This is a genomic window from Pseudomonas sp. GW821-FHT09E12 (genome assembly GCF_059416085.1).
In genome coordinates, this window is sequence record NZ_JBWKOM010000006.1 from 162,804 (window position 1) to 184,981 (window position 22,178).

Sequence of the window (22,178 nt, forward strand, 5' to 3'; positions counted from 1 at the left end):
AACGCGTTGGCGCTGTGATCGTGCCAGGCAAGGCGCGGGACGCAGAGGATGCTTTTTGCCTCTTCAAGTCCCGCAACGCAGCATGGCACGATCACAGCGCCAACCCGAAGGGCCGTCGCCCCGCAAAGCGCAATCCGTCGTTGTTCGTCGCTCATTTGGACCACCAAACCACGCTCCTCACGCCTAGTCTTGCGCTTTGCGGGGCGGCGGCGCGCTCGTCATTTAGCGAGGGCATCCCCTTAGCCTTTTGGAATAAATCACCCGGTGGTCATCAACTGAACCGCGACACTGAACATCATCACCGCCACCAGCAGGTCGAGAATGCGCCAGGTGCTCGGCCGTGCCAGCCACGGAGCCAGCCATGCGGCGCCGAGGGCGAGGGTGAAAAACCACAGCAGCGAAGCACTGGCCGCGCCGACCACATAGGCGCCAGGCTCGGTCTGTTGCGCGCCCAGCGAGCCGATCAGCAGCACCGTGTCCAGGTACACATGGGGGTTGAGCAGGGTCACCGCCAGCGCACTGAGCAGCACCGCGCGCAGCGAGCGCACGGTCTGGTTCTCGCCCTGTTGCAGGCTCTGCCTGGAACAGGCGCGACGCAGGGCCTGGCTGCCGTACCAGATCAGGAACGCGGCGCCGCCCCAGCGGGCAACTGCCAGCAGTGTCGGGCTCTGCGCCAGCACCGTGGCCAGGCCGAATACCCCGGCCGCCACCAGCAACGCATCGCAGGTCACGCACAGCACGGCCACCGGTAGGTGGTGTTCACGGCGCAGGCTCTGGGCCAGGACAAACGCATTCTGGCTGCCGATTGCCATGATCAGCCCGGCCGCCACCAGCAGCCCGTTAACGTAGCTCTGCCACATGGTGTTTACTCCTCGCCCGAGGCCAGTTGCCGCAGCACGCCCATGGCGCGTTCGGCATCGGCCTTAGCGACAAACAGATGATCGTGGTAGTAGCCGGCGATCACGTTGCAACTGATCCCGGCCTTGCCCAGGGCGCTGGCGAACGCGGCGGTCAGGCCGACGGCTTCCAGGGCCGAATGCACATTCAGGGTGATCCAGGCCGCGACGTAATCGAAACCCAGCCCCAGGCGTTCGGCCTGCTGGCGCTCGAGGATCACCGTGAGTCCTTCCTGCTCGCGAAAGCTGCCCAGGACGTCGCTACCTTCGAGCAGCGCGCGATCGGCGATGGAGCAGAATACGTAGTCGCCGTGGTTGAGCTGCGGGCTCATGCTGCGCAGCAGGGTATCGAGGGAGGTTTCGCCAGCCATGAAAAAGGTCCTTGAACGAGAAAGCATGCTGGCTATTCTCCGGTTGCAGGCTGTATAAGAAAAACCAATATTACTGATCGCTCATTAGGAAAACTGATGTTCGACTATAAATTGCTGTCCGCCCTGGCCGCGGTGATCGAACAGGCCGGATTCGAGCGTGCTGCGCAGGTGCTGGGGTTGTCGCAATCGGCCATTTCCCAGCGGATCAAGCTGCTCGAGGCGCGGATCGGCCAGCCGGTGCTGGTGCGGGTCACGCCGCCGGCGCCGACGGAAATCGGCCGGCGCCTGCTCAACCATGTGCAGCAGGTACGCCTGCTCGAACGCGACCTGCAGAGCCAGGTGCCGGCCCTGGACGAGGAAGGCTTGCCGGAGCGTCTGCGCATCGCCCTCAACGCCGACAGCCTGGCCACCTGGTGGGCCGAGGCGGTGGGCGACTTCTGTGCCGAGCAGCACTTGCTCCTCGACCTGATCGTCGAAGACCAGACCGTGGGCCTCAAGCGCATGCGCGCCGGCGAAGTGGCGGCCTGTGTCTGCGCCAGCGAGCGGCCGGTGGCGGGCGCCCGCAGTGTGCTGCTGGGTGCCATGCGCTACCGTGCCCTGGCCAGCCCGGCGTTCCTTGCGCGGCATTTTCCGCAAGGCGTGCAAGCCGAGCGCCTGGCCCGCACGCCAGCCCTGGTGTTCGGCCCGGACGATTTCCTGCAGCACCGCTATCTGGCGGCACTGGGGGTCGATGGCGGGTTCGAGCATCACCTGTGTCCCTCGTCCGAGGGTTTCATCCGCCTGACCGAGGCCGGCCTGGGCTGGGGGTTGGTGCCCGAATTGCAGGTGCGCGACCAGTTGGCGCGGGGTGTGTTGGTGGAGCTTTTGCCAGATAAGCCGATCGATGTGCCGCTGTACTGGCATCATTGGCGCAATGGTGGCCAACTGCTGGGCCTGCTCACCGAGCACCTGGTGCGTTCTTCGGCGCAATGGCTGGTGCCGTTGGTGTGACGTCGGGCGTCAAGGCATCAGGCAAGACACCCTGCAACACCCCATGCAACACAAGTGTGCGACAGGCATGAAACACGAAAGCAATCGGAGCAAGTCATGAAAATTCTGGTCACCGGCGCAAGCGGCTTCATTGGTGGACGCTTCGCGCGTTTTGCCCTTGAGCAGGGCCTGGATGTACGGGTCAACGGGCGTCGGGCCGAAGGTGTGGAGCATCTGGTGCGGCGCGGGGCCGAGTTCGTCCAGGGCGACTTGAGCGACGCGGATCTGGTGCGCGACCTGTGTCGCGACGTCGATGCGGTGGTGCATTGCGCGGGGGCGGTGGGGCTCTGGGGGCGTTATCAGGATTTTCATCAGGGCAACGTGCTGGTCACCGAAAACGTGGTAGAAGCCTGCCTCAAGCGCCATGTCCGGCGCCTGGTGCACCTGTCGTCGCCGTCGATCTATTTCGACGGTCGCGACCATCTGGGCCTGACCGAGGAGCAGGTGCCCAAGCGCTTCAAGCACCCTTATGCCGCCACCAAATACCTGGCGGAGCAGAAGGTGTTCGGCGCCCAGGAGTTCGGCCTGGAGGTGCTGGCGCTGCGCCCGCGTTTTGTCACCGGTGCCGGCGACATGAGCATTTTCCCGCGCCTGTTGAAGATGCAGCGCAAGGGCCGTCTGGCGATCATCGGCAACGGCCTGAACAAGGTCGATTTCACCAGTGTGCAGAACCTCAACGAAGCGCTGCTCAGCAGTCTGCTGGCCAGCGGCTCGGCCCTGGGCAAGGCCTACAACATCAGTAACGGCGCGCCCGTGCCGTTGTGGGACGTGGTGAACTATGTGATGCGCCAGATGGGCGTGCCGCAGGTCACGCGCTACCGCTCCTTTGGCCTGGCCTACAGCGTGGCGGCCCTCAATGAAGGCTTCTGCAAGCTCTGGCCGGGCCGTCCGGAGCCGACCCTGTCGCGCCTGGGCATGCAGGTGATGAACAAGAACTTCACCCTGGATATCAGCCGCGCCCGCCATTATCTGGATTACGAACCTAAGGTCAGCCTGTGGACGGCCCTGGATGAATTCTGCGGCTGGTGGAAGGCCCAGGACATACGCTGAAAATAAACACTGAACCGAGTTCGGGGTTCAGGGTCGATCAGGGCGGCGGGTTAGCGGTTTATACTCGCCGCATTCAGCGATCACCGCGGTTTAGAAAGGTTTCCCCATGCGTAACGATGCCAACGACGACTTCGACGATGTTCCAAGCCTGCGTGCCGATACCCTCGACGATGATTTTCCGACCACCGCCGCGGGCCGCGCGCGTACTTCGGTGCATTCGCGCAGCGTGCCGGCCGCCAAGGTCAAGACCCCGAATGCCGGGCCGCTCTGGGCGCTGGTCGGCGCCTTGTTCTTCGCCTTTATCGGCCTGGCCTGGTGGAGCTTCCAGCAGATCTCGCTGATGGAGCAGCAACTGGTCGCCACCCAGGAAAGTTTCGCCCGCATCAGCGAAGAAGCGGCGGGGCGCCTGCAGGATATTTCCGGCAAGGTGGTGGCCAGCCAGTCCAGCGTCAACAGCGACAGCGAAGCCTTGAAGTTGCAGATCAAGCAGCTGGAAAGCCGCCTGCAGGACCAGGGCAAGCAGCAGCAAGGCGTGGCCGGGCAGGCCACGGACCTGGACAAGCGCCTGGCCCAGATGACCGCGCAGGCCACCGAGCAGCAGGCGGCCAATACCCAGTTGCAGGCACAGGTGAAAACCTTGAGCAGCGAACTGGCCGCCCTGAAAAGCGCGCCTGCCGACACCAGCAAGGTCGATGCCCAGTTCAAGGGCCTGAACGCCGAGATCGCGGCCTTGAAGAAACAGGGCAACCCGAGCGCCGCCATCGAGCGTCTGGAACAGGACATCATCGTGCTCAAGAGCCAGCAGGACAATCGTCCCGCCGCGGCCCAGGGCGGCACCAACACCGCCGAGTTCGACGCTTTCCGCGGCCAGGTCACTCGCAACATCAATACCCTGCAGAGCCAGATCCAGAACCTGCAGCAGCAGCTCAATACCCGCCCCTGACCCTGGCGACCTTCCCGCGCGTGGCGTGGGAAGGTCGCGGTTTTGCTTCTCGCCTCCCTGCTTCGCTGAATACTCGACCATATCCCACAGCCGTCTACGCTCTTGAAACACCAACAAGAACGAGGGACGCGCAATGAGGGGATTGCTTAGAGCCACGGTGCTGGGAGGGTTGCTGATGTTCTGCGCCAGCCAGGTCCAGGCGGCGGACGATGCCACGGCGGCCAAGGCCCTGCTGGAGAAGGCCCTGGCCTATTACCACGACCACGGTGACAAGGCCTTCGCCGCGTTCAGCCGCCAGGGCGAGTTCGTCGACAAGGACCGTTACGTGTTTGTGGTCGACACCAAGGGGGTGATGCTGGCCAGTGGCGGGCCGTCGTCGGCGCTGATCGGCCGCGATGTTTCCGAGGTGCTTGGGCCGGATCTGCAAAAGGCCTTCAAGGACGCGCTGAAGATTCCCGAGGGCAATGGCATCCAGCAAGCCGAATACCGCTGGCAGAACTGGGCCGACGGCAAGGTCGAGCGCAAGCATGTGTATTACCAGCGGGTCGGCGAGCGGATCCTGGCGGTCGGCTATTACCTGCCACGGGCTTCCGCCGAGCAGGCCAAAGCCTTGCTGGATAAGGCGGCGACCGAACTGGTCAAGGACGAGAAGGGCACGCTGACAGCGATCAACTCGCTCAAGGGCGGCTTCCTGCAGGACGACCTGTATGTGTTCGTGGTCGACCTGGACAACCAGCGCTACGTGGCCCACGGCACCAATCTGCGGTTGATCAATACCGACTTCGGCAAGGTCAAGGACCCGGACGGCAAACCGGTGGGCGAGCCGATCCTGGCGCTGATGGCCACCCAGGAGCAGGGCGAGTATGAGTACCGCTGGAAGAACCCGGTGACGGCCAAGGTGGAAGACAAGCACGCCTACCTGCGCAAGGTCGGGCACTTCCTGGTGGCGGTGGGGTACTACAGCCCGTAAAGGTCGCTCGCCAGCCAGCTCGCCTGTGGAAGAGCTGGTTGGCGATGCCGTTATTTGACCTTGTCTTCACGCCCGCGCAGCAGCGCGTTGGGCATGGCCAGCGCCGCCGCCAACCCCAGCAACGACACCGCCGCGCTGACCATCAGCAAGTGTTTGAAGGTCAGCAGCAACTCAGCCCGCAAGGCGCCCTGTTCCGGACCCGGCGCGGCGTTCAGACCGTCGAGCAGCACATTGCCCGAGTGGCCTTCGCCGATCAGCGCCGAGCCGCTCAACTGGGCGAAGCTGGAATCCTGCAACAGCGCCAGCAACAGCGCCGACATCAAGGCCACGCCCACCGCACCGCCCAGGGAGCGGAACAGGTTGGTGGTGCTGGTGGCGACGCCGATGTCCCGTTGTTCCACCGAGTTCTGGCTGCCCACCAGCGACGTCGGGAACTGCATGCCCGAGGCAATCCCGCTGAACAACATGAACACACTGCTCAGCAGCACCGCCTGGGGCGGGCTGAAGGCCATGCCGAGAACGGTCAGTGGCATCAGCAGGGCGCCACCGAGGATCATCGGCTTGTAGCGGCCGGTCACCGAGGTCATGCGCCCGGCGAAGTAGGCGCCCATCGGCAGGCCGATGGCCAGCGGCAGCAGGTGCAATGCCGCGCTGTCGGCACCGGCGCCGGTGACGCTCTGAAAGCGCAACGGCATCAGCACCGTCAGCGAGATGGCCTGGAAGCTGGTGAAGAACACCGTGCACCAGCACAACATGGCGTTGCGGTTGGCGAACAGGTGCATGGGCAGCAGCGGCTCTTGCGTGCGCCGTTCATGCCAGGCGAACAGGGCCAGGGCGACGACGGCACACGCCAGCAGGCCTAGCACTTCGCTGCTGCGCCAGGCGTGGCCCTGGCCGAAATGGGTGATCGCCAGCAGCAGGGCCGTCAGGCCGATGATCATCAGCAGCGTGCCGAGGTAGTCGATGATCGGTTTGCGCTGCGGAATCGGCAGCCCGCGCAGATTGCGCCTGGCCACCAGCCAGGCGCCCAGGCCCAGGGGCAGGTTGATCAGGAACACCCAGCGCCAGGACAGGTATTCGGTCATGTAGCCGCCGAGCACCGGGCCGGCGACGCTGGCCGCCGCGTACATGCTGCTGAAATAGCCCTGGTAACGCCCGCGCTCGCGGGGCGGCACGATGTCGCCGATGATCGCCTGGCTGACCGAAATCATCCCGCCGGCGCCGATGCCCTGGAAGATCCGCGCCAGGACCAGCTGTTCCATGTTCTGCGCCATGCCGCAGAACAGCGACGCCAGGGTGAACAGGCCCATGCCGAACAGCATCAGCTTGCGCCGCCCGTAGAGGTCGCCGAGCTTGCCGTAGATCGGCACCGACACAGTCATGGCCACCATGTAGCCGGAAATCACCCAGGCCAGCAGGCTGACGTCCTTGAATTGCGCGGAGATGGCGGGCATGGAGACCGCGACTATGGTCTGGTCCAGGGCGCCGAGGAAGATCGCCAGCATCAGGGCGATCAGTACGCTGCGAAGAGCCGGTTTGGGCTGGCCAGGCTGGTTGGGATTGGACACGAAATAACCTGCGGGCAGTGATTGACCCGCAGGGTGCAAGGCGAGCGGGAATGCTCGCCAGTGTACTCGATAGGCTCCTACTCGATAGCCTCGTAAGGAAGGCCGACGTAATTTTCCGCGATGGTTTTGCGCCCGGCCTCGGAGTCGACGAAGTACGCCAGCTCCGACTCGGCGATGCGCTGGCTGAAGTCGTCGGAGTCGGGGAAACGGTGCAGCATCGCGGTCATCCACCAGGAGAAACGCTCGGCCTTCCAGATCCGCCGCAGGCAGATTTGCGAATACTTCTGCAGCAAGTCGGTGCGCTGCTCGCGGTAGACCTTGAGCAGGATGTTGAACAGCGTGCTGACATCGCTGGCGGCCAGGTTCAGGCCCTTGGCTCCGGTGGGGGGCACGATGTGCGCGGCGTCGCCGACCAGGAACAGCCGCCCGTATTGCATCGGCTCGACCACGAAGCTGCGCAGCGGCGCGATGCTTTTCTCGATCGACGGCCCGGTCACCAGGCGTTCGGCCAGCTCCTCGGGCAGGCGCCTCTTGAGCTCGTCCCAGAAACGTTGATCGGACCAGTCGGCGACATTTTCTTCTGCCGGTACTTGCAGGTAGTAGCGGGTGCGGGTGGTCGACCGCATGCTGCACAGGGCAAAGCCGCGTTCGTGGCGGGCGTAGACCAGTTCGTCGTGGACCGGCGGGGTGTCGGCGAGAATGCCGAGCCAGCCGAACGGATAGACGCGTTCGAACACCTTGAGCTTGTCGGCCGGGATCGACTGCCGGGCGACCCCGTGGAACCCGTCGCAGCCGGCGATGTAGTCGCAGTCCAGGCGATGGGGCTCGCCCTGGTAATCGAAGGTCAGGTAAGGCTGGTCGCTGTGCATGTCGTGGGGGCGCACGTTGTCGGCCTGGTACAGGGTCCGGGCGCCGACGGCCTGGCGGGCTTGCATCAGGTCGCGGGTGACTTCGGTCTGGCCGTAGATCGTCACGCTCTTGCCATTGGTGAGGGCGTGCAGGTCGATGGCCACCCGGCGGCCGTCGAGGGCCAGTTCGAAACCACCGTGCACCAGGCCTTCGGCGTCCATGCGCTGGCTGACCCCGGCCTGGCGCAGCAGGTCGACCATGCCTTGTTCCAGCACCCCGGCGCGGATGCGCCCGAGTACGTAATCCGGGGTTTGTCGTTCGAGGATCAGGGTATCGATGCCGGCCTTGTGCAGCAGTTGGCCGAGCAGCAGTCCAGAGGGGCCGGCGCCAATGATGGCGACTTGAGTTTTCAGGGTTTTCATTGTTTTTATGACTCGCAAGCTTCACGCGAACAGGTTCGCTGACTGATTTTTATGTTTCGAGTGCCTGCATTTTTCACTTGTGATGCTGTCAGTTGAAGGTGAAAACTGAGCCGATACCTGTTCATTTCACCAATCGGTGCGATTATCGCCCGTCACCCAGAGGCCTGGATTGCAGTTATGAATAAGCCTGCCTTGCCTTCAATTCCGGTGTTCAAACTCTATGGGGAAAGCCTGGATTGGCCGACACCGGACCTGCTGCACTGCGAAACCATTTCCAAGCGCAGCCGCGAGCACCATTGGGAAATCAAGCCGCATCGGCATGCCGATCTCTGTCAATTACTGTTCGTGCATCGCGGCCAGGCCGAGCTTGAGATCGAAGGCCAGCGCACGCTGCTGGGGGAGTCGGCGCTGCAGATCCTGCCGGCCTTGTCGGTGCACGGCTTTCGTTTTTCCGAAGACATCGACGGTTATGTGGTGACCCTGGCGGCGCCCTTGATGGCCCATCTGCAAGCCCAGCTGGGGCACTCGGTGAATGCCCTGGCCGTGGCCGAGAGCTACCCGGCGGGCGCCGACGGCGACTACCTGAACAGCCTGTTTGCCGCGTTGCAGAACGAGTACCAGGGGCGTGAGCCGGCGCGGGAAATGCTCATGCACTCGCTGGTCAGCGTGATCATGGTGTGGGTCAGCCGCCAGGCGATCCGGCGCCGCAGCGCCAGCCAGCGACCGCAGCGGGCGCGGGAGTATTTCAATGGCTATATCCAACTGGTGGAGGCCCACTATCGCGAGCATGTGAAGGTCGAGGACCTGGCGCACAAACTGGGGATTTCCGTTTCCCACCTCAATGGCACCTGCCGTGAACTGGCGGGCCAGCCGGCCCTGCAGATCATGCATGAGCGTCAGCTGCTGGAGGCCAAGCGCCTGCTGACCTACACCAGCATGACCATCTACGAGATTTCCGACACCCTGGGGTTTTCCGATCCCACCAACTTCACCCGGCTGTTCCGCCGCCGGGTCGGGATCTCGCCCAAGGCTTTCCGCGACCGGCTGAAGACCGATCACGAACCGTGACGCCGCGCGCCTGCATCATTTCAGGGAGTTGAGGGTCGCGTTGTGCGGGATGCACTGGTCGACGTTGCAACTGGCGTAGACACGTGGCTGTTGCCGGGCCTGCTCGACGCGATAGGCCGCTGTTCCATACAGCGCCAGGGTCGCGGTGCAGGTGACGAAAATGGCCAGGTATCTTCTTGTTTTGATGTTCATGGCAAACACCTCTGAACGAATACCCCTGCGCGTGTGGGGGTACTGTTATCAGCATAGATCAGCCATGTGGATCAGCCATGGCCGCCGGCCAGGTCGCGGGCAGCGTGTTGACGCGGTATTCAGCGGTCTTATCGGGCTTTAAAGGCCCTTGTCCCACTCCGGCTCCTCGGGGAAGCGCAGCACCAGGAAATCCAGCATGCTGCGCAGGGCCGCCGGCATGTGTTTGCGCGAGGCGTAGACCGCGTACATGTTCATTTGCCGGGGTTCTGCGTGGGGCAGCAGGCGCACCAGTTCGCCGCTGTGGATATGCACCCCGGCCTGGTAGCTGGGCAGCATGGCCACGCCAGCCCCGGCCATGGTCGCGCGCAACAGGGTGCTGGCTTCGTTGGCGCTGATATTGCCCTGCACCGGGACCGAAACCTGTTCGCCGTCCTGCTCGAAATGCCACAGGCTCTTGCCGAAATAGGAGTGGGTCAGGCAGTTGTGCTGGCTGAGTTCCTCGACGCGTTGCGGCGCCGGGTGCTCACGCAGGTAGGCCGGCGAGGCGCAGATCACCGAGCGGCAGACCGTCAGCCGCCGGGCGATCAGGTTCGGGTCCAGGTCGTTGCTGGTGCGGATCGCCAGGTCGATGCGCTCGTCCACCAGGTTCACCGTGCGGTCGAGCATCTGCAGGTCGATGCTGACGCCGGGGTAACGCTTGACGTAGGTGGCCATGGCATCGGCCAACTGTGCCTGGCCGAACGAGGTGCTGACGCTGATGCGCAGCAAGCCGCGGGGCGCGTCGTCGGGTTCGCTGACGGCGGCCTGCATGTCCGTCGACAACTCGAGCATCTGCCGGCAGCGCGGCAGGATCTCCGTGCCCGCCGCGGTCAGGCTCAGCTTGCGGGTGGTGCGGTGCATCAGCCGGGCGCCGACCCAGTCCTCCAGTTCCGCCAGATAGCGCGAAACCACCGGCCGCGAGAGGTCCAGGTGGTCGGCGGCGGCCGACTGGCTGCCAAGGTCGACTACGGTGACGAAGACGCGCATTGCTTGAAGACGATCCATGATTTGCCCGCTTTCAGAAACAAACTATGTCCAAGCATCGCATTTTTTGTAACGAGTGCGGCAACTAAGCTTCATCTCCATCGCCACTTACCTATCGCCACCTACCCCTGGCCACTTACGGCCGACAGACCATCGGAGCTGCACATGATCGGATTCACCTCACTCAAGCGCCTGCTGCTGGCCACCGCCACCCTGGGTTTCGCCGCCCATGCCGCCGCCGTCGAGCCGGCCCTGAGCCTGGATGTGTACAACCCGGGCGCCGCGGCGATTTTCCCGGTGACCTCGGTGCTGGTCAGCGGCAAGAAGGAAGCGATCCTGGTGGATGCGCAGTTCGGCAAATCCCAGGCCGAGCAACTGGTGGAAAAGATCCGCGCCAGCGGCAAGCAACTGACCACTATCTACATCAGCCACGGTGACCCGGACTACTACTTCGGCCTGGACACCATCACCCGGGCCTTCCCCAAGGCCAAGGTCGTGGCGTCGCAGCCGACCGTCGAGCACATCAAGGCCACGGTCGACGGCAAGCTCGCATTCTGGGGCCCGAAAATGGGCGCCGACGTACCGGCCAAGACCATTGTGCCAAGCGTGCTCAAGGGCCACAGCCTGACCCTGGAAGGGCAGAAGCTGGACATCATCGGCCTGGACGGCAAGCAACCTGACCGTACCTTCGTCTGGATCCCGTCGATCAAGGCGGTCGTCGGTGGCGTGGTGGTCGCGGAAAACATCCATGTGTGGATGGCCGATACCCAGACCGCGCAATCCCACAAGGACTGGCTGACGACCCTGGACACCATCGCCGCGCTGAAACCCCAGACCGTGGTGCCCGGCCATTACCTGGGCGAAAGCGCCCGCTCCCTGGCTCCGGTGCATTTCACCGCCGACTACATCAAGGCCTTCGATGAAGAAACCGCCAAGGCCAAGGATTCCGCCGAACTGATCGCGGCGATGAAAAAGCGTTACCCGGACCTGGGCGAAGACAGCTCCCTGGAGCTGAGCGCCAAGGTCGCCAAGGGCGAAATGAAGTGGTGATTCGACCGTCCCCGCGCCTGGCGCGGGGGCACTCCCTGTAAGGCTTTGCGTCACTTATCGGAACTGGAGAACTGTCATGAGCAAGATCGCAATCATTGGGGCCACCGGCCGTGCCGGTAGCCAACTGCTGGAAGAAGCCCTGCGTCGTGGTCACAGCGTTACCGCGATTGCCCGTAACCCGGCGAAAATCGGCAATCGCGCCGGTGTGGTGAGCAAGGCGGTCGACGTGCTGGACGGCGCCGCGTTGCAAGCGGCGATCGCTGGTCACGATGCGGTGATCAGTGCGGCGCACTTTTCCACCATCGCGCCCAAGGCCGTGATCGAGCCGGTGAAAAAGGCCGGGGTCAAACGCCTGCTGGTGGTGGGCGGTGCCGGTTCGTTGCTGTTGCCCGACGGCAGCCGGGTGATCGATGCCGCCGGTTTTCCGGACGAATACAAGGCCGAAGCCAGTGCCGGCAGTGTGTTCCTCGATACCCTGCGCCAGGAAAAAGAGCTGGACTGGACCTTCCTGTCGCCATCGGCGGAGTTCGTCGAAGGCGAGCGCCGCGGGCAGTTCCGCCTGGGCCAGGACCATCTGCTGGTGAGCGCCGAAGGCAAGAGCTGGATCACCTTCTCCGACTTCGCCATCGCCATGATCGATGAGCTGGAAACACCGAAGCACTCCCGCCAGCGTTTCACGGTCGGTTACTGAGACATCCTGTAGCCGCTGCCGGAGGCTGCGATCGGCTGCGCAGCAGTCGTAAAACCAGATACCGCGTTTTTGCAGGTACAACGTGTTGACTGGATTACGACCACTACGCGCTCGATCGCAGGCTGCGCCAGCGGCTACAGGGCTACAGCGCTATCTGGCCCGGGCCTGTTCCACCAGCCAGTCCAGCAACGCCCGCAACTGCGGCGACGGTGCCGAGCGATCGGGGTGCACCAGGTAATAGCCCAGCCCCGTACGGACCTTCAATTCAAATGGCATGACCAGCCGCCCGGCGCTCAGGTCTTCGCCGATCAATGCCCAATCGCCAATAGCCACTCCCGTCCCCTGGGAAGCAACCGACATCGCCAGGTCCAGGGTTTCGAAATGCTGGCCCTTGCCGATGTTGTTCAGCACCGTCCCCGAGGCTTTCAGCCAGGTACTCCAGTCATGGGTATCCAGGGTCGGATGCAGCAGCATGTGTTGCTGCAGGTCGGCCGGGGTCTGGAGCGGTATCGCCCCTTCGAGCAATGCAGGTGAACACACCGGCGTCAGCTGTTCGTCGAACAGGTGATAGGCCCCGAGGGTGGAAGGTGGCGGGGCACCGTAAATCACCGCGGCGTCGAATTGTTCGCGACTGAAGTCCACCCCATGCTGCACCGTGGTGGTCAGCCGCACAGGCACGTCCGGCCGCTCTTTCTGCCACTGCATCAGGCGCGGCAACAACCAGCGCATCACACAGGTGGACGCCTTGAGTTGCAGGGTGTCGCGGTTCACCCCGACCTGTTCCACCCCCTCGCTGATCAGACTGAACACCTGTTCCACCCGTGGCAGCCATTCCCGGCCTTCGGCCGTCAGGCTCAGGCCGCGGGCCTGGCGCTGGAACAAGGCATAACCCAGGTGACTCTCCAGGCCGGCGATCTGCCGGCTCACCGCACCCTGGGTGATATGCAGCTGCTCGGCCGCGTGGGTGAAGTTGCAGCAGCGCGCGGTGATCAGAAAGGTGTGCAGCGCGGGCAAGGGCGGGAGGCGTTTCATAAAGGGCCAAGGCATGACGTGAGGACATGGCGAGTATGACTTTTTATCCATTGTTCCCGCTACACGCGGCCCGTTCCAATGACGCCTTCCCCGTGCCTGGCCATGCAGCGGCCAGCCAGGCACACCGTCTCAAGCGAACAAGAAGGGCAAGACATGGCGACGTGCGGCGAAGTGTTGGTCAAGTTACTCGAAGGTTATGGCGTCGAGCAGGTCTTCGGCATTCCCGGGGTGCACACCGTCGAGCTGTATCGCGGCCTGGCCCGTTCGAGCATCCGGCATGTCACGCCGCGCCACGAGCAGGGTGCCGGTTTCATGGCCGACGGCTATGCCCGCACCAGTGGCAAGCCGGGGGTGTGCTTCATCATCACCGGCCCGGGCATGACCAACATCACCACCGCCATGGGCCAGGCCTACGCCGATTCGATTCCGATGCTGGTGATCTCCAGCGTGCAATCGCGCAGCCAGCTCGGCGGCGGTCGCGGCAAGCTGCACGAGTTGCCGAACCAGGGCGCCCTGGTGGGCGGCGTGGCGGCGTTCTCCCATACCCTGATGTCGGCGGCGGAACTGCCGGGTGTCCTGGCCCGCGCCTTCGCGTTGTTCCAGGCCGGCCGCCCGCGCCCGGTGCACATCGAAATCCCCCTCGACGTGCTGGTGGAGGAGGCCGACGACCTGCTCGACAGCGAGCCGGTGAGCATTGCCCGGGCCGGTGCCGCGCCCGCCGCCATCGCGCGGATGAGCCAGTTGCTGGCCGGCGCCAGGCGTCCGCTGATCCTCGCCGGCGGTGGCGCGATCGATGCCGCCGCGTCCCTGACCCGCCTCGCCGAATCGCTCCAGGCGCCCGTGGCCCTGACCATCAATGCCAAGGGCATGCTGCCGTCGCGGCACCCGCTGCTGATCGGTTCGACCCAGTCGCTGGTGGCGACCCGCGCCCTGGTGACCGATGCCGACGTGGTCCTGGCCATCGGCACCGAGCTGGCCGAAACCGATTACGACGTGACTTTCGCTGGTGGTTTCGAGATTCCTGGCGCCCTGCTGCGCATCGACATCGATCCTGACCAGACCGTGCGCAACTATCCGCCGAAAGTGGCGTTGGTGGCCGACGCGCACAGCGCAACCGAAGCCTTGCTGGCCGAGTTGGGCAAACAACCGCTGAGCGAGCGCGACAGCGCCTGGGGCGCGGCCCGTGCCGCTGCCCTGCGTAGCGCACTGGAGCAGCAGTGGGACGCACCGACCCGGGCGCAGACCCTGTTCCTCGAAACCGTCCTGCAGGAGCTGCCGGAGATCGTCATCGTCGGCGACTCCACGCAGCCGGTGTACAGCGGCAACCTGACCTTCAACCCCGAGCGTCCGCGCCGCTGGTTCAACTCCTCGACCGGCTACGGCACCTTGGGTTATGCCTTGCCGGCGGCGATCGGCGCCTGGCTCGGTGGCGCTTCCGAACGCAAGGCCCGGGGCCCGGTGGCGTGCCTGATCGGCGACGGCGGCCTGCAGTTCACCCTGTCGGAACTGGCCTGCGCGGTGGAAGCACGCACGCCAATCATCGTGCTGCTGTGGAATAACCAGGGCTATGAAGAGATCAAGAAATACATGGTCAACCGCGACATCGAGCCGGTGGGCGTGGACATCTACACGCCGGACTTCATCGGCGTGGCCAAGGCCCTGGGCTGCGCCGCCGAGGCCATCGACAGCGTCGACGGATTGCGCGATGCGTTGCGTGCGGCCAGCGATCGCCAGGGCCCGACCCTGATCGAAATCGACCAGGCTGGCTGGATGCGGGCGGTGCAGGCATGAACCCGACAAACCTGTTGAACGGCCTGTACATCGATGGCCAGTGGCATGCCGGCAGCGAGCGGTTGCCGGTGATCAATCCGTCTACCGAAGAGCCACTGGCCGTGGTCGGTGGCGGCGATCAACACAGCGTCGAGCAGGCGGTAAGTGCCGCCCAGGCCGGGCTCGCCGAGTGGGCCGCCACCTGCGGCGCCGAGCGTGGCGCGGTGTTGCGGCGGATCGCCGCCGGTGTCGCCGAGCGTCGTGAACGCCTGGTGCACCTGCAGTCGAGCAACAACGGCAAGCCGCAATTCGAAGCGGCCATCGACGTCGACGACGTGATTGCTACCTTCGAGTATTACGCGGGGCTGGCCGAAGGCCTGGACGCCGCCCAGGACCGCGATGTGCCGCTGCCCAGCGATGATTTCAGCGCCCGTGTGCGGCGTGAGCCCTGTGGCGTGGTCGGCCTGATCGTGCCGTGGAATTTCCCGATGGTCACCACCGCCTGGAAGCTCGCGCCGGCCCTGGCCGCCGGTTGCAGCGTGGTGCTCAAGCCCTCGGAAGTCACCCCGCTGCCGGAACTGGAACTGGCGGCGATCATCGCCCGGAGCGGCTTGCCCAAGGGTGTGTTCAACCTGGTCTGCGGCACCGGCCTGGCGGTGGGCGCGCCGCTGGCGGCCGATCCGCGGGTGGCGAAGATTTCCTTTACCGGCAGCAATGCGGTCGGGGTCCAGGTCATGCAGCGCGCTGCGGAGACGGTCAAGGGCGTGAGCCTGGAACTGGGTGGCAAATCTGCGCTGCTGGTGCTGGCCGATGCCGATCTCGAACTGGCGGTGGAGCTGGCTTGTAGTGGTGGTTTTTTTAACGCCGGACAGATGTGCTCCGCCACCAGCCGGGTGCTGGTGGCCGACGAGCTGGCGGACGAATTCCTCCTGCGCCTCAAGGCACGGGCCGAGGCGATTCGGGTGGCGGACCCTTTCGATCCGGACGTGGAGATGGGTGCGCTGGTCAACCAGGCGCAATACCAGCGCGTGCTGGGCCATATCGATCGCGGGTTGAGTGTCGGGGCCAAGCTGGTGTGTGGCGGCGAACGCCCTGCGGAGCTGACGCGCGGCTTTTTTATACGGCCGACCATTTTCACCGAAGTGCCCCTCGACAGTGCGCTGTGGCGTGAGGAGATCTTTGGCCCGGTGCTCTGCGTGCGCAGTTTCGCCAGCGAGGCCGAGGCCATCGCGCTGGCCAACGACAGCGAATTCGGCCTGGTGGCCAGTGTGGTCGGCGCCGATGTGCCGAACGCCGAGCGAGTCGCCAATGCCTTGCAGGCCGGGCTGGTGTGGATCAATGCACCGCAAGTGATCTTCCCGCAGACCGCCTGGGGCGGCTACAAGCAGAGCAGCATCGGCCGCGAACTGGGGCCTTGGGGGTTGCAGGCGTTCCAGGAGATCAAGCACGTGGTTCGCGCGCAGTAAACAGTCTTTTGGAGCGAGATGGTTCTCTGTAGGAGCGAGCTTGCTCGCGATGCGGGTCAAGGATGACGCCGTGCGACAGATAGAGCGCCGCCTTGCGGCTATCGCGAGCAAGCTCGCTCCTACAAGGGGGAGTCAGACGCTGCTGCGCAGGCGCGCCATGTCGCGCAGCGGCGGGGCGCCGAACTGGCGGCTGTATTCGCGGCTGAACTGCGAAGGGCTTTCGTAGCCGACCCGGTACCCGGCGGCGGACGCCTCCAGCCCTTCAGTCAGCATCAGGCGCCGGGCTTCCTGCAGGCGCAGTTGCTTCTGATACTGCAAGGGGCTCATGGCGGTCATGGCCTTGAAACGGTGGTGCAGGGTGGACACGCTGAGGTTCACCCCTCGCGCCAGATCGTCGATGCGCAGCGGTTGCTCGTAGTTGCCGTTCAGCCACTTGATGGCCTGGCTGACCCGGTGGCTCTGGCTGTTGGCGATGGCGATCTCATACAACCGATGGCCCTGCGGACTGCGCAACAGCCGGTAGAGAATTTCCCGACGAATCAGCGGCGCGAGCATGGCGATGTCTTTGGGCGTGTCCAGAAGGCGGGTCAGGCGCAGCACGGCGTCGAGCATCGGCGTGTCCAGGCGCTCCACATACAGGCCGCGGCCGACAGGACGGTTCGGCACCCCCAGCGGCCCGGCATCGGCGATCAGCGTGCTGATCTCGGCCGGGTCGATGTCCAGGCGCAGGGCCAGGACCGGTTCCAGCGGCGAGACATCGGCCAGGCGCCCGCTCAACGGCATGGAAACCGAGACCACCAGGTAGTTGAGCGGGTCGTAGTTGAACTCCTCGTCGGCCAGCCGTACTTCCTTGCGCCCCTGGGCCATGATGCACAGGGCCGGCTGGGCCAGCACCGAGGCGAAATCGTGGGAGTGGCTGTAGCGCGAGACGAACAGCGACTGGATCGCCGTGGCATAGCTGCCGTCTTCGCCGGTATTGCGAGCAATGATCCCGGCCAGCTCCGCCCGCTGTTTTTCCATTTCCGCATCCAGTGGCGGCTGCTGGGTTTCGAGCGATGACATGAAGGCCCCTCCGAGAAGATTGCGAATGGCCACAGCTTAAATTTGTGCAAGCGCCAGGGGTAGGCGATTCCTGCGTAAATCTTGCCTGATCCTGCCACGCGTGCGCGCGTGAGTAGAGCCGAGTCCTGTGTGCGGGCTGTCACTTGCTTGAAACAACGTTGTGGTTTTTTTCCGCTTGTCGGGCAGGATTCGGCGTTCCCGGGCAAGACTCGCAGGATTGTGCAATAGGCCGGCAGGAATCGACTAACGAGCATTACGCCGGGCGCTTAATCTTGGATCCTGTCGCAGCCCGTCCCATGGCTGCCTCGACACCACCCTGGGAGGGTCGCACATGTCCACGCATATTCCCGTCAGCCACATGGCATTCGTTCGCGCCCGCGCCGGCCGCTCAACGGAGTTGGGGGCTCGCTTGAGCAGTCTGATCGAACCATCCCGCCAGGCCACAGGTTGCCTGCAGTTCGCCTTGCAGCATTCGCAGTGCGACGCTGACCTGTGGCTGATATCCGGATTCTGGAGCAGCCAGCAGGCGATGACCGATTACTTCTGTTCGCCGGCCATGGCGATCTTCGCCGAGCTGGTCCAGGACCTGGTGGTCAACAGCCTGGATTTCCATACTTTCAGAGACGTCTCGGCGGCCCAGGCCGAAGGCGAATACGCGCAACTGAACGGGGCACCGGTACACCAGCTGGCCAGCTGAGGGTTTAGAATGGCCGACTTTCCATTGGCCAGGACCAGCAACATGGCACGTAAAGAGTTTGCAGCATACGAAGCGGTTTCCGCCGTGGTTCCAGGTGAAGGGGGCTACAGCGCCGCCATCGCGGTCAAGGCCCTGGGTGGTTCAGGGGCACCGCGCTTTCACAAGGTCCTCGACGACCAGAAATTCAAGACCGCCCATGACGCCGACCAGGCTGCCGCGCAGAAGCTTGAGCAGTTGATCGACGTGACCGAAGACGGCGAACTGGCCTGGGCAACGGCCTGATCCGGGTCGCTACCTGATCTGCGCAGCTAGTTGGTTTGAGCAGCTACCTGACCGCCCCCGGGCGGAACATCTTGAACAAGGCCTCTGGCCCCAGCTGGAAATAATCCGCCGGCCCGCCGCCGCGCAGAATCGGCTCTGCCGCGGCGGTGTCGTATATCCCGTCCTTGAGCAGCCACTTGGCGATATGCACGGCGACCACTTCGCCGAGGATCAGCCAGCTGGGCACCAACTCCTGATCCGCGCGCTGCAGTTGAATGATCTGCGTGACCTTGCATTCGAAGGACACCGGGCTTTCGGCTACCCGCGGCACCGCAATCACTTTCGAGGCCACGGGCGTCAGCCCCGCCAGTTCGAACTCATTGACCTCGGCCGGCACGGCCGCGCAGCTCTGGTTCATCCGCTCGGCGAGCGGGCGGGTGGCGAGGTTCCAGGCGAACTCGCCGGTCTGCTCGATGTTGTTCAGGCTGTCTTTGCGACCGACGCTGGAGAAGCCGATGATCGGTGGAATGTAATTGAAAGCGTTGAAAAAACTGTAGGGCGCCAGGTTCAGCCGACCTTGCTGGTCCTGGGAGGAGATCCAGCCGATCGGGCGAGGGCCGACGATGGCGTTGAACGGATCGTGGGGCAGGCCGTGGCCCTGGGCGGGTTCGTAGTAATGGATGTCTTCGGACATGATGGGCTCTTGCGCGGACAAAGAGGGAAGGCCGCCATAGTGCAAGCCATTGAAAGTGAATGCCAGCCTTGCGGCGTGCGGTTTTCCCCGGGCCATAAACAACTAAGCCCGGCCGAAGCCGGGCTGCGGGGCATCCCTGAGGGTTAGCCGATGGCGGCGGCAGTCCCGGTGCGATCGAAGCCGTCGGCAGCGATTGCGCCTGCGGTACCGGTGTGGTCGAAGCCGTCGGCAGCGATTGCGTCAGCGGTGCCGGTGTGGTCGAAACCATCGGAAGCGATTGCGCCTGCGGTACCGGTGTGGTCGAAGCCATCGGAGGCGATAGCGGCGTCGGTGCCGGTGTGATCGAAACCGTCGGAAGCCAGGCTGGCGCTGGCCGAGCTGCCCGAGGTGAAAGTAGCCGAGCCGGTGCGGTCGTAACCATCGGCGGCAAAGGTATTGGCAGCCAGTACGGAAAGGGTCAGGGCGAGGATCAGTTTGCTTTTCATGAGGGTCACTCCAGGTTCGGTGAGTTTTGTGCAGTGGGTGTGAAATGGATGCTACGCCAGTTAATTTGATTAAAAAGCGCAAATAAATGCTTAAAAATATCGAATTAATAGATGCTTTTGGCGTCAAGAATCACTGCATAAGGCCTCTTGCCTGCTTCTGCCGCGTTTGACGCGCCGACACCGATTTCGATGGAGGCAGAGTGAGGGCTGGGCATTAACCGGTCATTAACCTGCCCGCACCACTGAAAAAACCTGCTCAACGGTTTTTTCATACACCCCTTACCTATTTTTCACCGCTCGCCCCGCAGCCTTCGCTCCCACATAGAAGTCCAAGACGGACCGTCTTCACTCGAGCCCTGGAGCACTGCAACGAATGAATAAACTCCCTCAGATCACCCTGGCGTTCTGGGTCATGAAAATCTGCGCGACGACCCTCGGGGAAACCGCCGGCGACTTGCTGTCGATGACCCTGAATGTCGGCTACGCCATCAGCTCGATGATCCTGATCAGCGTGTTCCTGCTGACCCTGGTCACCCAGCTGTTTTCGAAAACCTACAACCCGGTGCTGTACTGGATTGTGATCCTCTCCACCAGCACCGCCGGCACCACCATGTCGGACTTCATGGACCGCACCCTGGGCCTGGGTTACGCCACCGGCTCGGCGATCCTGATCGCGATCCTGCTGGCGATCTTCGCGGTCTGGCGCCTGAGCGGAGATTCGCTCAACGTCAACAAGATCCAGACCCTGCGCGGCGAGCTGTTCTATTGGCTGGCGATCCTGTTTTCCAACACCCTGGGCACGGCGCTGGGGGACTACCTGGCGGACGACTCGGGGTTGGGTTTTGCCGGCGGCGCACTGCTGATCGGCTCGACCATCGCCCTGGTGGTCGTGCTCAAGTACTGCACCCGGATCTCCTCGGTACTGTTGTTCTGGGTAGCGTTCGTGCTGACCCGGCCGTTCGGCGCGACCCTGGGCGACTTCCTGACCAAGCCCCTGGAAAAGGGCGGCCTGGACTTCGGCACTATCGGTTCGTCGGCGGTATTGGCGGGGATTCTGCTGGTGATGATTGCCGGGGCTTCGTACTACAAGAACCGTAGCGAGCGGCAGGTGGCAGCTGAATTGGGGTGATGATCCGCGCATCGCGTTGCGGTTATCGCGGGCAAGCCCCGCTTCTGTAGGAGCGAGGCTTGCCCGCGATAGGCTTTACCTGATGACACCACAGCGCGAGGGCCTTGCACCCTCGCGCTTTTTTTTGCCGGTCAGTCAGTCTCGATCCGCGAGTGTTTGCGCGTATCTTTCATGGTGATGTAGACCAACAGCGACACGGCGATGCAGGCGGTGACATACCAGTAGTAACCGGTTTCCATGCCGACGCTCTTGAACCACAGCGCGATGTATTCGGCGGTGCCACCGAAGATCGATACGGTCAGCGCGTAGGGCAGGCCCACGCCCAGGGCGCGGATCTCGGTCGGGAACAGCTCGGCCTTGACCACCGCGTTGATCGAGGTATAGCCGCTGACGATGATCAGCGCCGCCATGATCAGGAAGAACGCGCCCCACCAGCTCTGGACGGTGTGCAGGGTGGTGAGGATCGGCACGGTGAAAAGGGTACCGAGGATGCCGAAGGCGATCAGGATCGGACGGCGGCCGATCTTGTCCGACAGCGCGCCGACCACCGGTTGCAGGCACATGAACAGGAACAGGGTTGCTGCGGAAATGGTGGTGGAGTCGGAGATGCTCATGCCGACGGTGTTCACCAGGTATTTCTGCATGTAGGTGGTGTAGGTGTAGAAGGCCAGGGTGCCGCCCATGGTCAGGCCGACCACGGTCATCAGCTCTTTCGGATGACGCATCAGGGTGCGCATCAGGCTTTCTTTCGGCTTTTCCTTCTTCTTGGTGAAGGACTCGGTTTCTTCCATGCCACGACGCAGGTACAGCGCGACGATCGCGCACAGGGCGCCGATGCCGAACGGAATGCGCCAGCCCCAGGATTGCAGCTCTTCAGTGGTCAGCACGTTCTGCAGCACGATCAGGACCGCCAGGGCGATGAGCTGGCCGGAGATCAGGGTCACGTACTGGAAGCTGGAGAAGAAGCCCCGACGTTCCTTGGTCGCCATCTCGCTGAGGTAGGTGGCCGAGGTGCCATATTCGCCGCCGACCGACAGGCCCTGCATCAGGCGCGCCAGGACCAGCAGGATCGGGGCGCCGACGCCGATGGTCTCGTAGCCGGGAGTCAGGGCGATGATCAGCGAGCCGAAGCACATCAGCAGCACCGAGGCCATCAACGCGGCCTTGCGGCCCTTGCGGTCAGCGTAGAGCCCCATCAGCCAGCCGCCGATCGGACGCATCAGGAAGCCCACGGCGAAGATCGCGGCGGTGTTCAGCAGTTGCGCGGTGGTGTCGCCCTTGGGGAAGAAGACTTTGGCGAAGTACAGGGAGAAGGCGGCGTAGACGTACCAGTCGTACCACTCGACCATGTTGCCGACCGAACCGCTGAAGATCGATTTCAGGCGGCTGGCGGTGGTCTTTTCTTTGGCAGGCGCAGCTGCCGACCCAAGAGGCAGGGTTTGCGAGTTATCCATGACGGA

General features: G+C 63.8%; 23 protein-coding genes. 12 read left to right on the forward strand and 11 right to left on the reverse strand.

Annotated elements, in window-relative coordinates; translation table 11 throughout:
- Window positions 1-257: 257 nt before the first annotated feature.
- Both AC07PQ_RS18985 and AC07PQ_RS18990 read right to left on the reverse strand, forming a co-directional pair.
- Window positions 258-860, reverse strand: coding sequence for a LysE/ArgO family amino acid transporter (locus AC07PQ_RS18985; protein ID WP_493186118.1), 603 nt, complete (start codon window positions 858-860; stop codon window positions 258-260).
- Window positions 861-865: 5 nt separating this feature from the next.
- A complete protein-coding gene (locus AC07PQ_RS18990) occupies window positions 866-1,267 on the reverse strand; it encodes an ACT domain-containing protein (RefSeq protein ID WP_007929768.1) in 402 nt (133 codons plus the stop codon).
- A 96-nt stretch (window positions 1,268-1,363) separates the two neighbouring features.
- Between AC07PQ_RS18990 and AC07PQ_RS18995 the strand changes: the two genes are divergently transcribed.
- From AC07PQ_RS18995 to AC07PQ_RS19010, 4 genes are all read left to right on the forward strand, one after another.
- The gene (locus AC07PQ_RS18995; protein WP_493186117.1) at window positions 1,364-2,257 is read left to right on the forward strand and encodes a LysR family transcriptional regulator ArgP; all 894 of its coding nucleotides are present in this window, start codon (window positions 1,364-1,366) and stop codon (window positions 2,255-2,257) included.
- 96 nt (window positions 2,258-2,353) lie between these two features.
- Complete coding sequence (locus AC07PQ_RS19000; RefSeq protein WP_009045338.1) at window positions 2,354-3,346, forward strand: NAD-dependent epimerase/dehydratase family protein; 993 nt, start codon at window positions 2,354-2,356, stop codon at window positions 3,344-3,346.
- A gap of 106 nt (window positions 3,347-3,452) precedes the next feature.
- Entirely contained in the window at window positions 3,453-4,289 is an 837-nt protein-coding gene (locus AC07PQ_RS19005) for an ATPase (RefSeq protein WP_493186116.1), read from the forward strand.
- 133 nt (window positions 4,290-4,422) lie between these two features.
- On the forward strand, window positions 4,423-5,259 hold the full coding sequence (locus tag AC07PQ_RS19010; RefSeq protein ID WP_037035532.1) for a cache domain-containing protein: 837 nt from the start codon (window positions 4,423-4,425) through the stop codon (window positions 5,257-5,259).
- A 50-nt stretch (window positions 5,260-5,309) separates the two neighbouring features.
- Here AC07PQ_RS19010 and AC07PQ_RS19015 read toward each other — a convergent pair whose 3' ends face one another.
- Complete coding sequence (locus AC07PQ_RS19015) at window positions 5,310-6,827, reverse strand: MDR family MFS transporter (RefSeq protein WP_101338925.1); 1,518 nt, start codon at window positions 6,825-6,827, stop codon at window positions 5,310-5,312.
- Between the two features lie 77 nt (window positions 6,828-6,904).
- Entirely contained in the window at window positions 6,905-8,089 is a 1,185-nt protein-coding gene (gene pobA / locus AC07PQ_RS19020) for a 4-hydroxybenzoate 3-monooxygenase (protein ID WP_493186171.1), read from the reverse strand.
- Window positions 8,090-8,275: 186 nt separating this feature from the next.
- Between pobA and AC07PQ_RS19025 the strand changes: the two genes are divergently transcribed.
- On the forward strand, window positions 8,276-9,166 hold the full coding sequence (locus tag AC07PQ_RS19025; RefSeq protein WP_053262424.1) for a helix-turn-helix domain-containing protein: 891 nt from the start codon (window positions 8,276-8,278) through the stop codon (window positions 9,164-9,166).
- A gap of 15 nt (window positions 9,167-9,181) precedes the next feature.
- Here the strand turns inward: AC07PQ_RS19025 and AC07PQ_RS19030 are convergent, their stop codons facing one another.
- Both AC07PQ_RS19030 and AC07PQ_RS19035 read right to left on the reverse strand, forming a co-directional pair.
- Window positions 9,182-9,358: a hypothetical protein gene (locus tag AC07PQ_RS19030; RefSeq protein WP_007929787.1), complete on the reverse strand. Its 177-nt coding sequence runs from the start codon at window positions 9,356-9,358 to the stop codon at window positions 9,182-9,184.
- A gap of 138 nt (window positions 9,359-9,496) precedes the next feature.
- Window positions 9,497-10,402 carry a LysR family transcriptional regulator gene (locus AC07PQ_RS19035; RefSeq protein WP_037035534.1) on the reverse strand — a complete coding sequence of 302 codons (906 nt, stop codon included), beginning with the start codon at window positions 10,400-10,402 and terminating at the stop codon, window positions 9,497-9,499.
- A gap of 144 nt (window positions 10,403-10,546) precedes the next feature.
- Here AC07PQ_RS19035 and AC07PQ_RS19040 point away from each other — a divergent pair, with 144 nt between their 5' ends.
- Together AC07PQ_RS19040 and AC07PQ_RS19045 are read left to right on the forward strand one after the other, a co-directional pair.
- On the forward strand, window positions 10,547-11,431 hold the full coding sequence (locus AC07PQ_RS19040; RefSeq protein WP_493186115.1) for an MBL fold metallo-hydrolase: 885 nt from the start codon (window positions 10,547-10,549) through the stop codon (window positions 11,429-11,431).
- A 76-nt stretch (window positions 11,432-11,507) separates the two neighbouring features.
- Window positions 11,508-12,122 carry an NAD(P)-dependent oxidoreductase gene (locus AC07PQ_RS19045; RefSeq protein ID WP_101338922.1) on the forward strand — a complete coding sequence of 205 codons (615 nt, stop codon included), beginning with the start codon at window positions 11,508-11,510 and terminating at the stop codon, window positions 12,120-12,122.
- 150 nt (window positions 12,123-12,272) lie between these two features.
- On the opposite strand, the gene AC07PQ_RS19050 is transcribed toward AC07PQ_RS19045, so the two are convergent.
- Window positions 12,273-13,154, reverse strand: coding sequence for a LysR substrate-binding domain-containing protein (locus AC07PQ_RS19050; protein ID WP_493186114.1), 882 nt, complete (start codon window positions 13,152-13,154; stop codon window positions 12,273-12,275).
- Window positions 13,155-13,307: 153 nt separating this feature from the next.
- Here AC07PQ_RS19050 and AC07PQ_RS19055 point away from each other — a divergent pair, with 153 nt between their 5' ends.
- Both AC07PQ_RS19055 and AC07PQ_RS19060 read left to right on the forward strand, forming a co-directional pair.
- Complete coding sequence (locus tag AC07PQ_RS19055; RefSeq protein WP_493186113.1) at window positions 13,308-14,945, forward strand: 5-guanidino-2-oxopentanoate decarboxylase; 1,638 nt, start codon at window positions 13,308-13,310, stop codon at window positions 14,943-14,945.
- Complete coding sequence (locus tag AC07PQ_RS19060) at window positions 14,942-16,390, forward strand: aldehyde dehydrogenase family protein (RefSeq protein ID WP_493186112.1); 1,449 nt, start codon at window positions 14,942-14,944, stop codon at window positions 16,388-16,390. The genes AC07PQ_RS19055 and AC07PQ_RS19060 overlap by 4 nt, the downstream gene beginning before the upstream one ends.
- Before the next feature lie 132 nt (window positions 16,391-16,522).
- Here the strand turns inward: AC07PQ_RS19060 and AC07PQ_RS19065 are convergent, their stop codons facing one another.
- Window positions 16,523-17,452 carry an AraC family transcriptional regulator gene (locus AC07PQ_RS19065; RefSeq protein ID WP_007931230.1) on the reverse strand — a complete coding sequence of 310 codons (930 nt, stop codon included), beginning with the start codon at window positions 17,450-17,452 and terminating at the stop codon, window positions 16,523-16,525.
- Between the two features lie 331 nt (window positions 17,453-17,783).
- Between AC07PQ_RS19065 and AC07PQ_RS19070 the strand changes: the two genes are divergently transcribed.
- Both AC07PQ_RS19070 and AC07PQ_RS19075 read left to right on the forward strand, forming a co-directional pair.
- The gene (locus AC07PQ_RS19070) at window positions 17,784-18,149 is read left to right on the forward strand and encodes an antibiotic biosynthesis monooxygenase family protein (RefSeq protein WP_007931229.1); all 366 of its coding nucleotides are present in this window, start codon (window positions 17,784-17,786) and stop codon (window positions 18,147-18,149) included.
- Window positions 18,150-18,158: 9 nt separating this feature from the next.
- Complete coding sequence (locus AC07PQ_RS19075) at window positions 18,159-18,431, forward strand: hypothetical protein (RefSeq protein ID WP_037035873.1); 273 nt, start codon at window positions 18,159-18,161, stop codon at window positions 18,429-18,431.
- A gap of 43 nt (window positions 18,432-18,474) precedes the next feature.
- Here AC07PQ_RS19075 and AC07PQ_RS19080 read toward each other — a convergent pair whose 3' ends face one another.
- Entirely contained in the window at window positions 18,475-19,104 is a 630-nt protein-coding gene (locus tag AC07PQ_RS19080) for a flavin reductase family protein (protein ID WP_007931227.1), read from the reverse strand.
- Window positions 19,105-19,247: 143 nt separating this feature from the next.
- Entirely contained in the window at window positions 19,248-19,589 is a 342-nt protein-coding gene (locus tag AC07PQ_RS19085) for a hypothetical protein (protein WP_493186111.1), read from the reverse strand.
- A gap of 373 nt (window positions 19,590-19,962) precedes the next feature.
- Between AC07PQ_RS19085 and AC07PQ_RS19090 the strand changes: the two genes are divergently transcribed.
- A complete protein-coding gene (locus tag AC07PQ_RS19090) occupies window positions 19,963-20,718 on the forward strand; it encodes a COG4705 family protein (protein ID WP_007931223.1) in 756 nt (251 codons plus the stop codon).
- Window positions 20,719-20,849: 131 nt separating this feature from the next.
- Here the strand turns inward: AC07PQ_RS19090 and AC07PQ_RS19095 are convergent, their stop codons facing one another.
- A complete protein-coding gene (locus AC07PQ_RS19095) occupies window positions 20,850-22,172 on the reverse strand; it encodes an MFS transporter (RefSeq protein WP_007931214.1) in 1,323 nt (440 codons plus the stop codon).
- Between the last annotated feature and the right edge of the window lie 6 nt (window positions 22,173-22,178).

What these genes read in the sequence shown, in the direction of transcription:
- AC07PQ_RS19085 (WP_493186111.1), bottom strand. Translation starts at nt 19,589, where the DNA reads ATGAAAAGCAAACTGATCCTCGCCCTGACCCTTTCCGTACTGGCTGCC.
- AC07PQ_RS19080 (WP_007931227.1), bottom strand. Translation starts at nt 19,104, where the DNA reads ATGTCCGAAGACATCCATTACTACGAACCCGCCCAGGGCCACGGCCTG.
- AC07PQ_RS19065 (WP_007931230.1), bottom strand. Translation starts at nt 17,452, where the DNA reads ATGTCATCGCTCGAAACCCAGCAGCCGCCACTGGATGCGGAAATGGAA.
- AC07PQ_RS19025 (WP_053262424.1), top strand. Translation starts at nt 8,276, where the DNA reads ATGAATAAGCCTGCCTTGCCTTCAATTCCGGTGTTCAAACTCTATGGG.
- AC07PQ_RS19060 (WP_493186112.1), top strand. Translation starts at nt 14,942, where the DNA reads ATGAACCCGACAAACCTGTTGAACGGCCTGTACATCGATGGCCAGTGG.
- AC07PQ_RS18985 (WP_493186118.1), bottom strand. Translation starts at nt 860, where the DNA reads ATGTGGCAGAGCTACGTTAACGGGCTGCTGGTGGCGGCCGGGCTGATC.
- AC07PQ_RS19095 (WP_007931214.1), bottom strand. Translation starts at nt 22,172, where the DNA reads ATGGATAACTCGCAAACCCTGCCTCTTGGGTCGGCAGCTGCGCCTGCC.
- AC07PQ_RS19045 (WP_101338922.1), top strand. Translation starts at nt 11,508, where the DNA reads ATGAGCAAGATCGCAATCATTGGGGCCACCGGCCGTGCCGGTAGCCAA.
- AC07PQ_RS19055 (WP_493186113.1), top strand. Translation starts at nt 13,308, where the DNA reads ATGGCGACGTGCGGCGAAGTGTTGGTCAAGTTACTCGAAGGTTATGGC.
- AC07PQ_RS19000 (WP_009045338.1), top strand. Translation starts at nt 2,354, where the DNA reads ATGAAAATTCTGGTCACCGGCGCAAGCGGCTTCATTGGTGGACGCTTC.
- AC07PQ_RS19075 (WP_037035873.1), top strand. Translation starts at nt 18,159, where the DNA reads ATGGCCGACTTTCCATTGGCCAGGACCAGCAACATGGCACGTAAAGAG.
- AC07PQ_RS19090 (WP_007931223.1), top strand. Translation starts at nt 19,963, where the DNA reads ATGAATAAACTCCCTCAGATCACCCTGGCGTTCTGGGTCATGAAAATC.
- AC07PQ_RS18995 (WP_493186117.1), top strand. Translation starts at nt 1,364, where the DNA reads ATGTTCGACTATAAATTGCTGTCCGCCCTGGCCGCGGTGATCGAACAG.
- AC07PQ_RS19005 (WP_493186116.1), top strand. Translation starts at nt 3,453, where the DNA reads ATGCGTAACGATGCCAACGACGACTTCGACGATGTTCCAAGCCTGCGT.
- AC07PQ_RS18990 (WP_007929768.1), bottom strand. Translation starts at nt 1,267, where the DNA reads ATGGCTGGCGAAACCTCCCTCGATACCCTGCTGCGCAGCATGAGCCCG.
- AC07PQ_RS19035 (WP_037035534.1), bottom strand. Translation starts at nt 10,402, where the DNA reads ATGGATCGTCTTCAAGCAATGCGCGTCTTCGTCACCGTAGTCGACCTT.
- AC07PQ_RS19010 (WP_037035532.1), top strand. Translation starts at nt 4,423, where the DNA reads ATGAGGGGATTGCTTAGAGCCACGGTGCTGGGAGGGTTGCTGATGTTC.
- AC07PQ_RS19050 (WP_493186114.1), bottom strand. Translation starts at nt 13,154, where the DNA reads ATGAAACGCCTCCCGCCCTTGCCCGCGCTGCACACCTTTCTGATCACC.
- AC07PQ_RS19040 (WP_493186115.1), top strand. Translation starts at nt 10,547, where the DNA reads ATGATCGGATTCACCTCACTCAAGCGCCTGCTGCTGGCCACCGCCACC.
- AC07PQ_RS19070 (WP_007931229.1), top strand. Translation starts at nt 17,784, where the DNA reads ATGTCCACGCATATTCCCGTCAGCCACATGGCATTCGTTCGCGCCCGC.
- AC07PQ_RS19030 (WP_007929787.1), bottom strand. Translation starts at nt 9,358, where the DNA reads ATGAACATCAAAACAAGAAGATACCTGGCCATTTTCGTCACCTGCACC.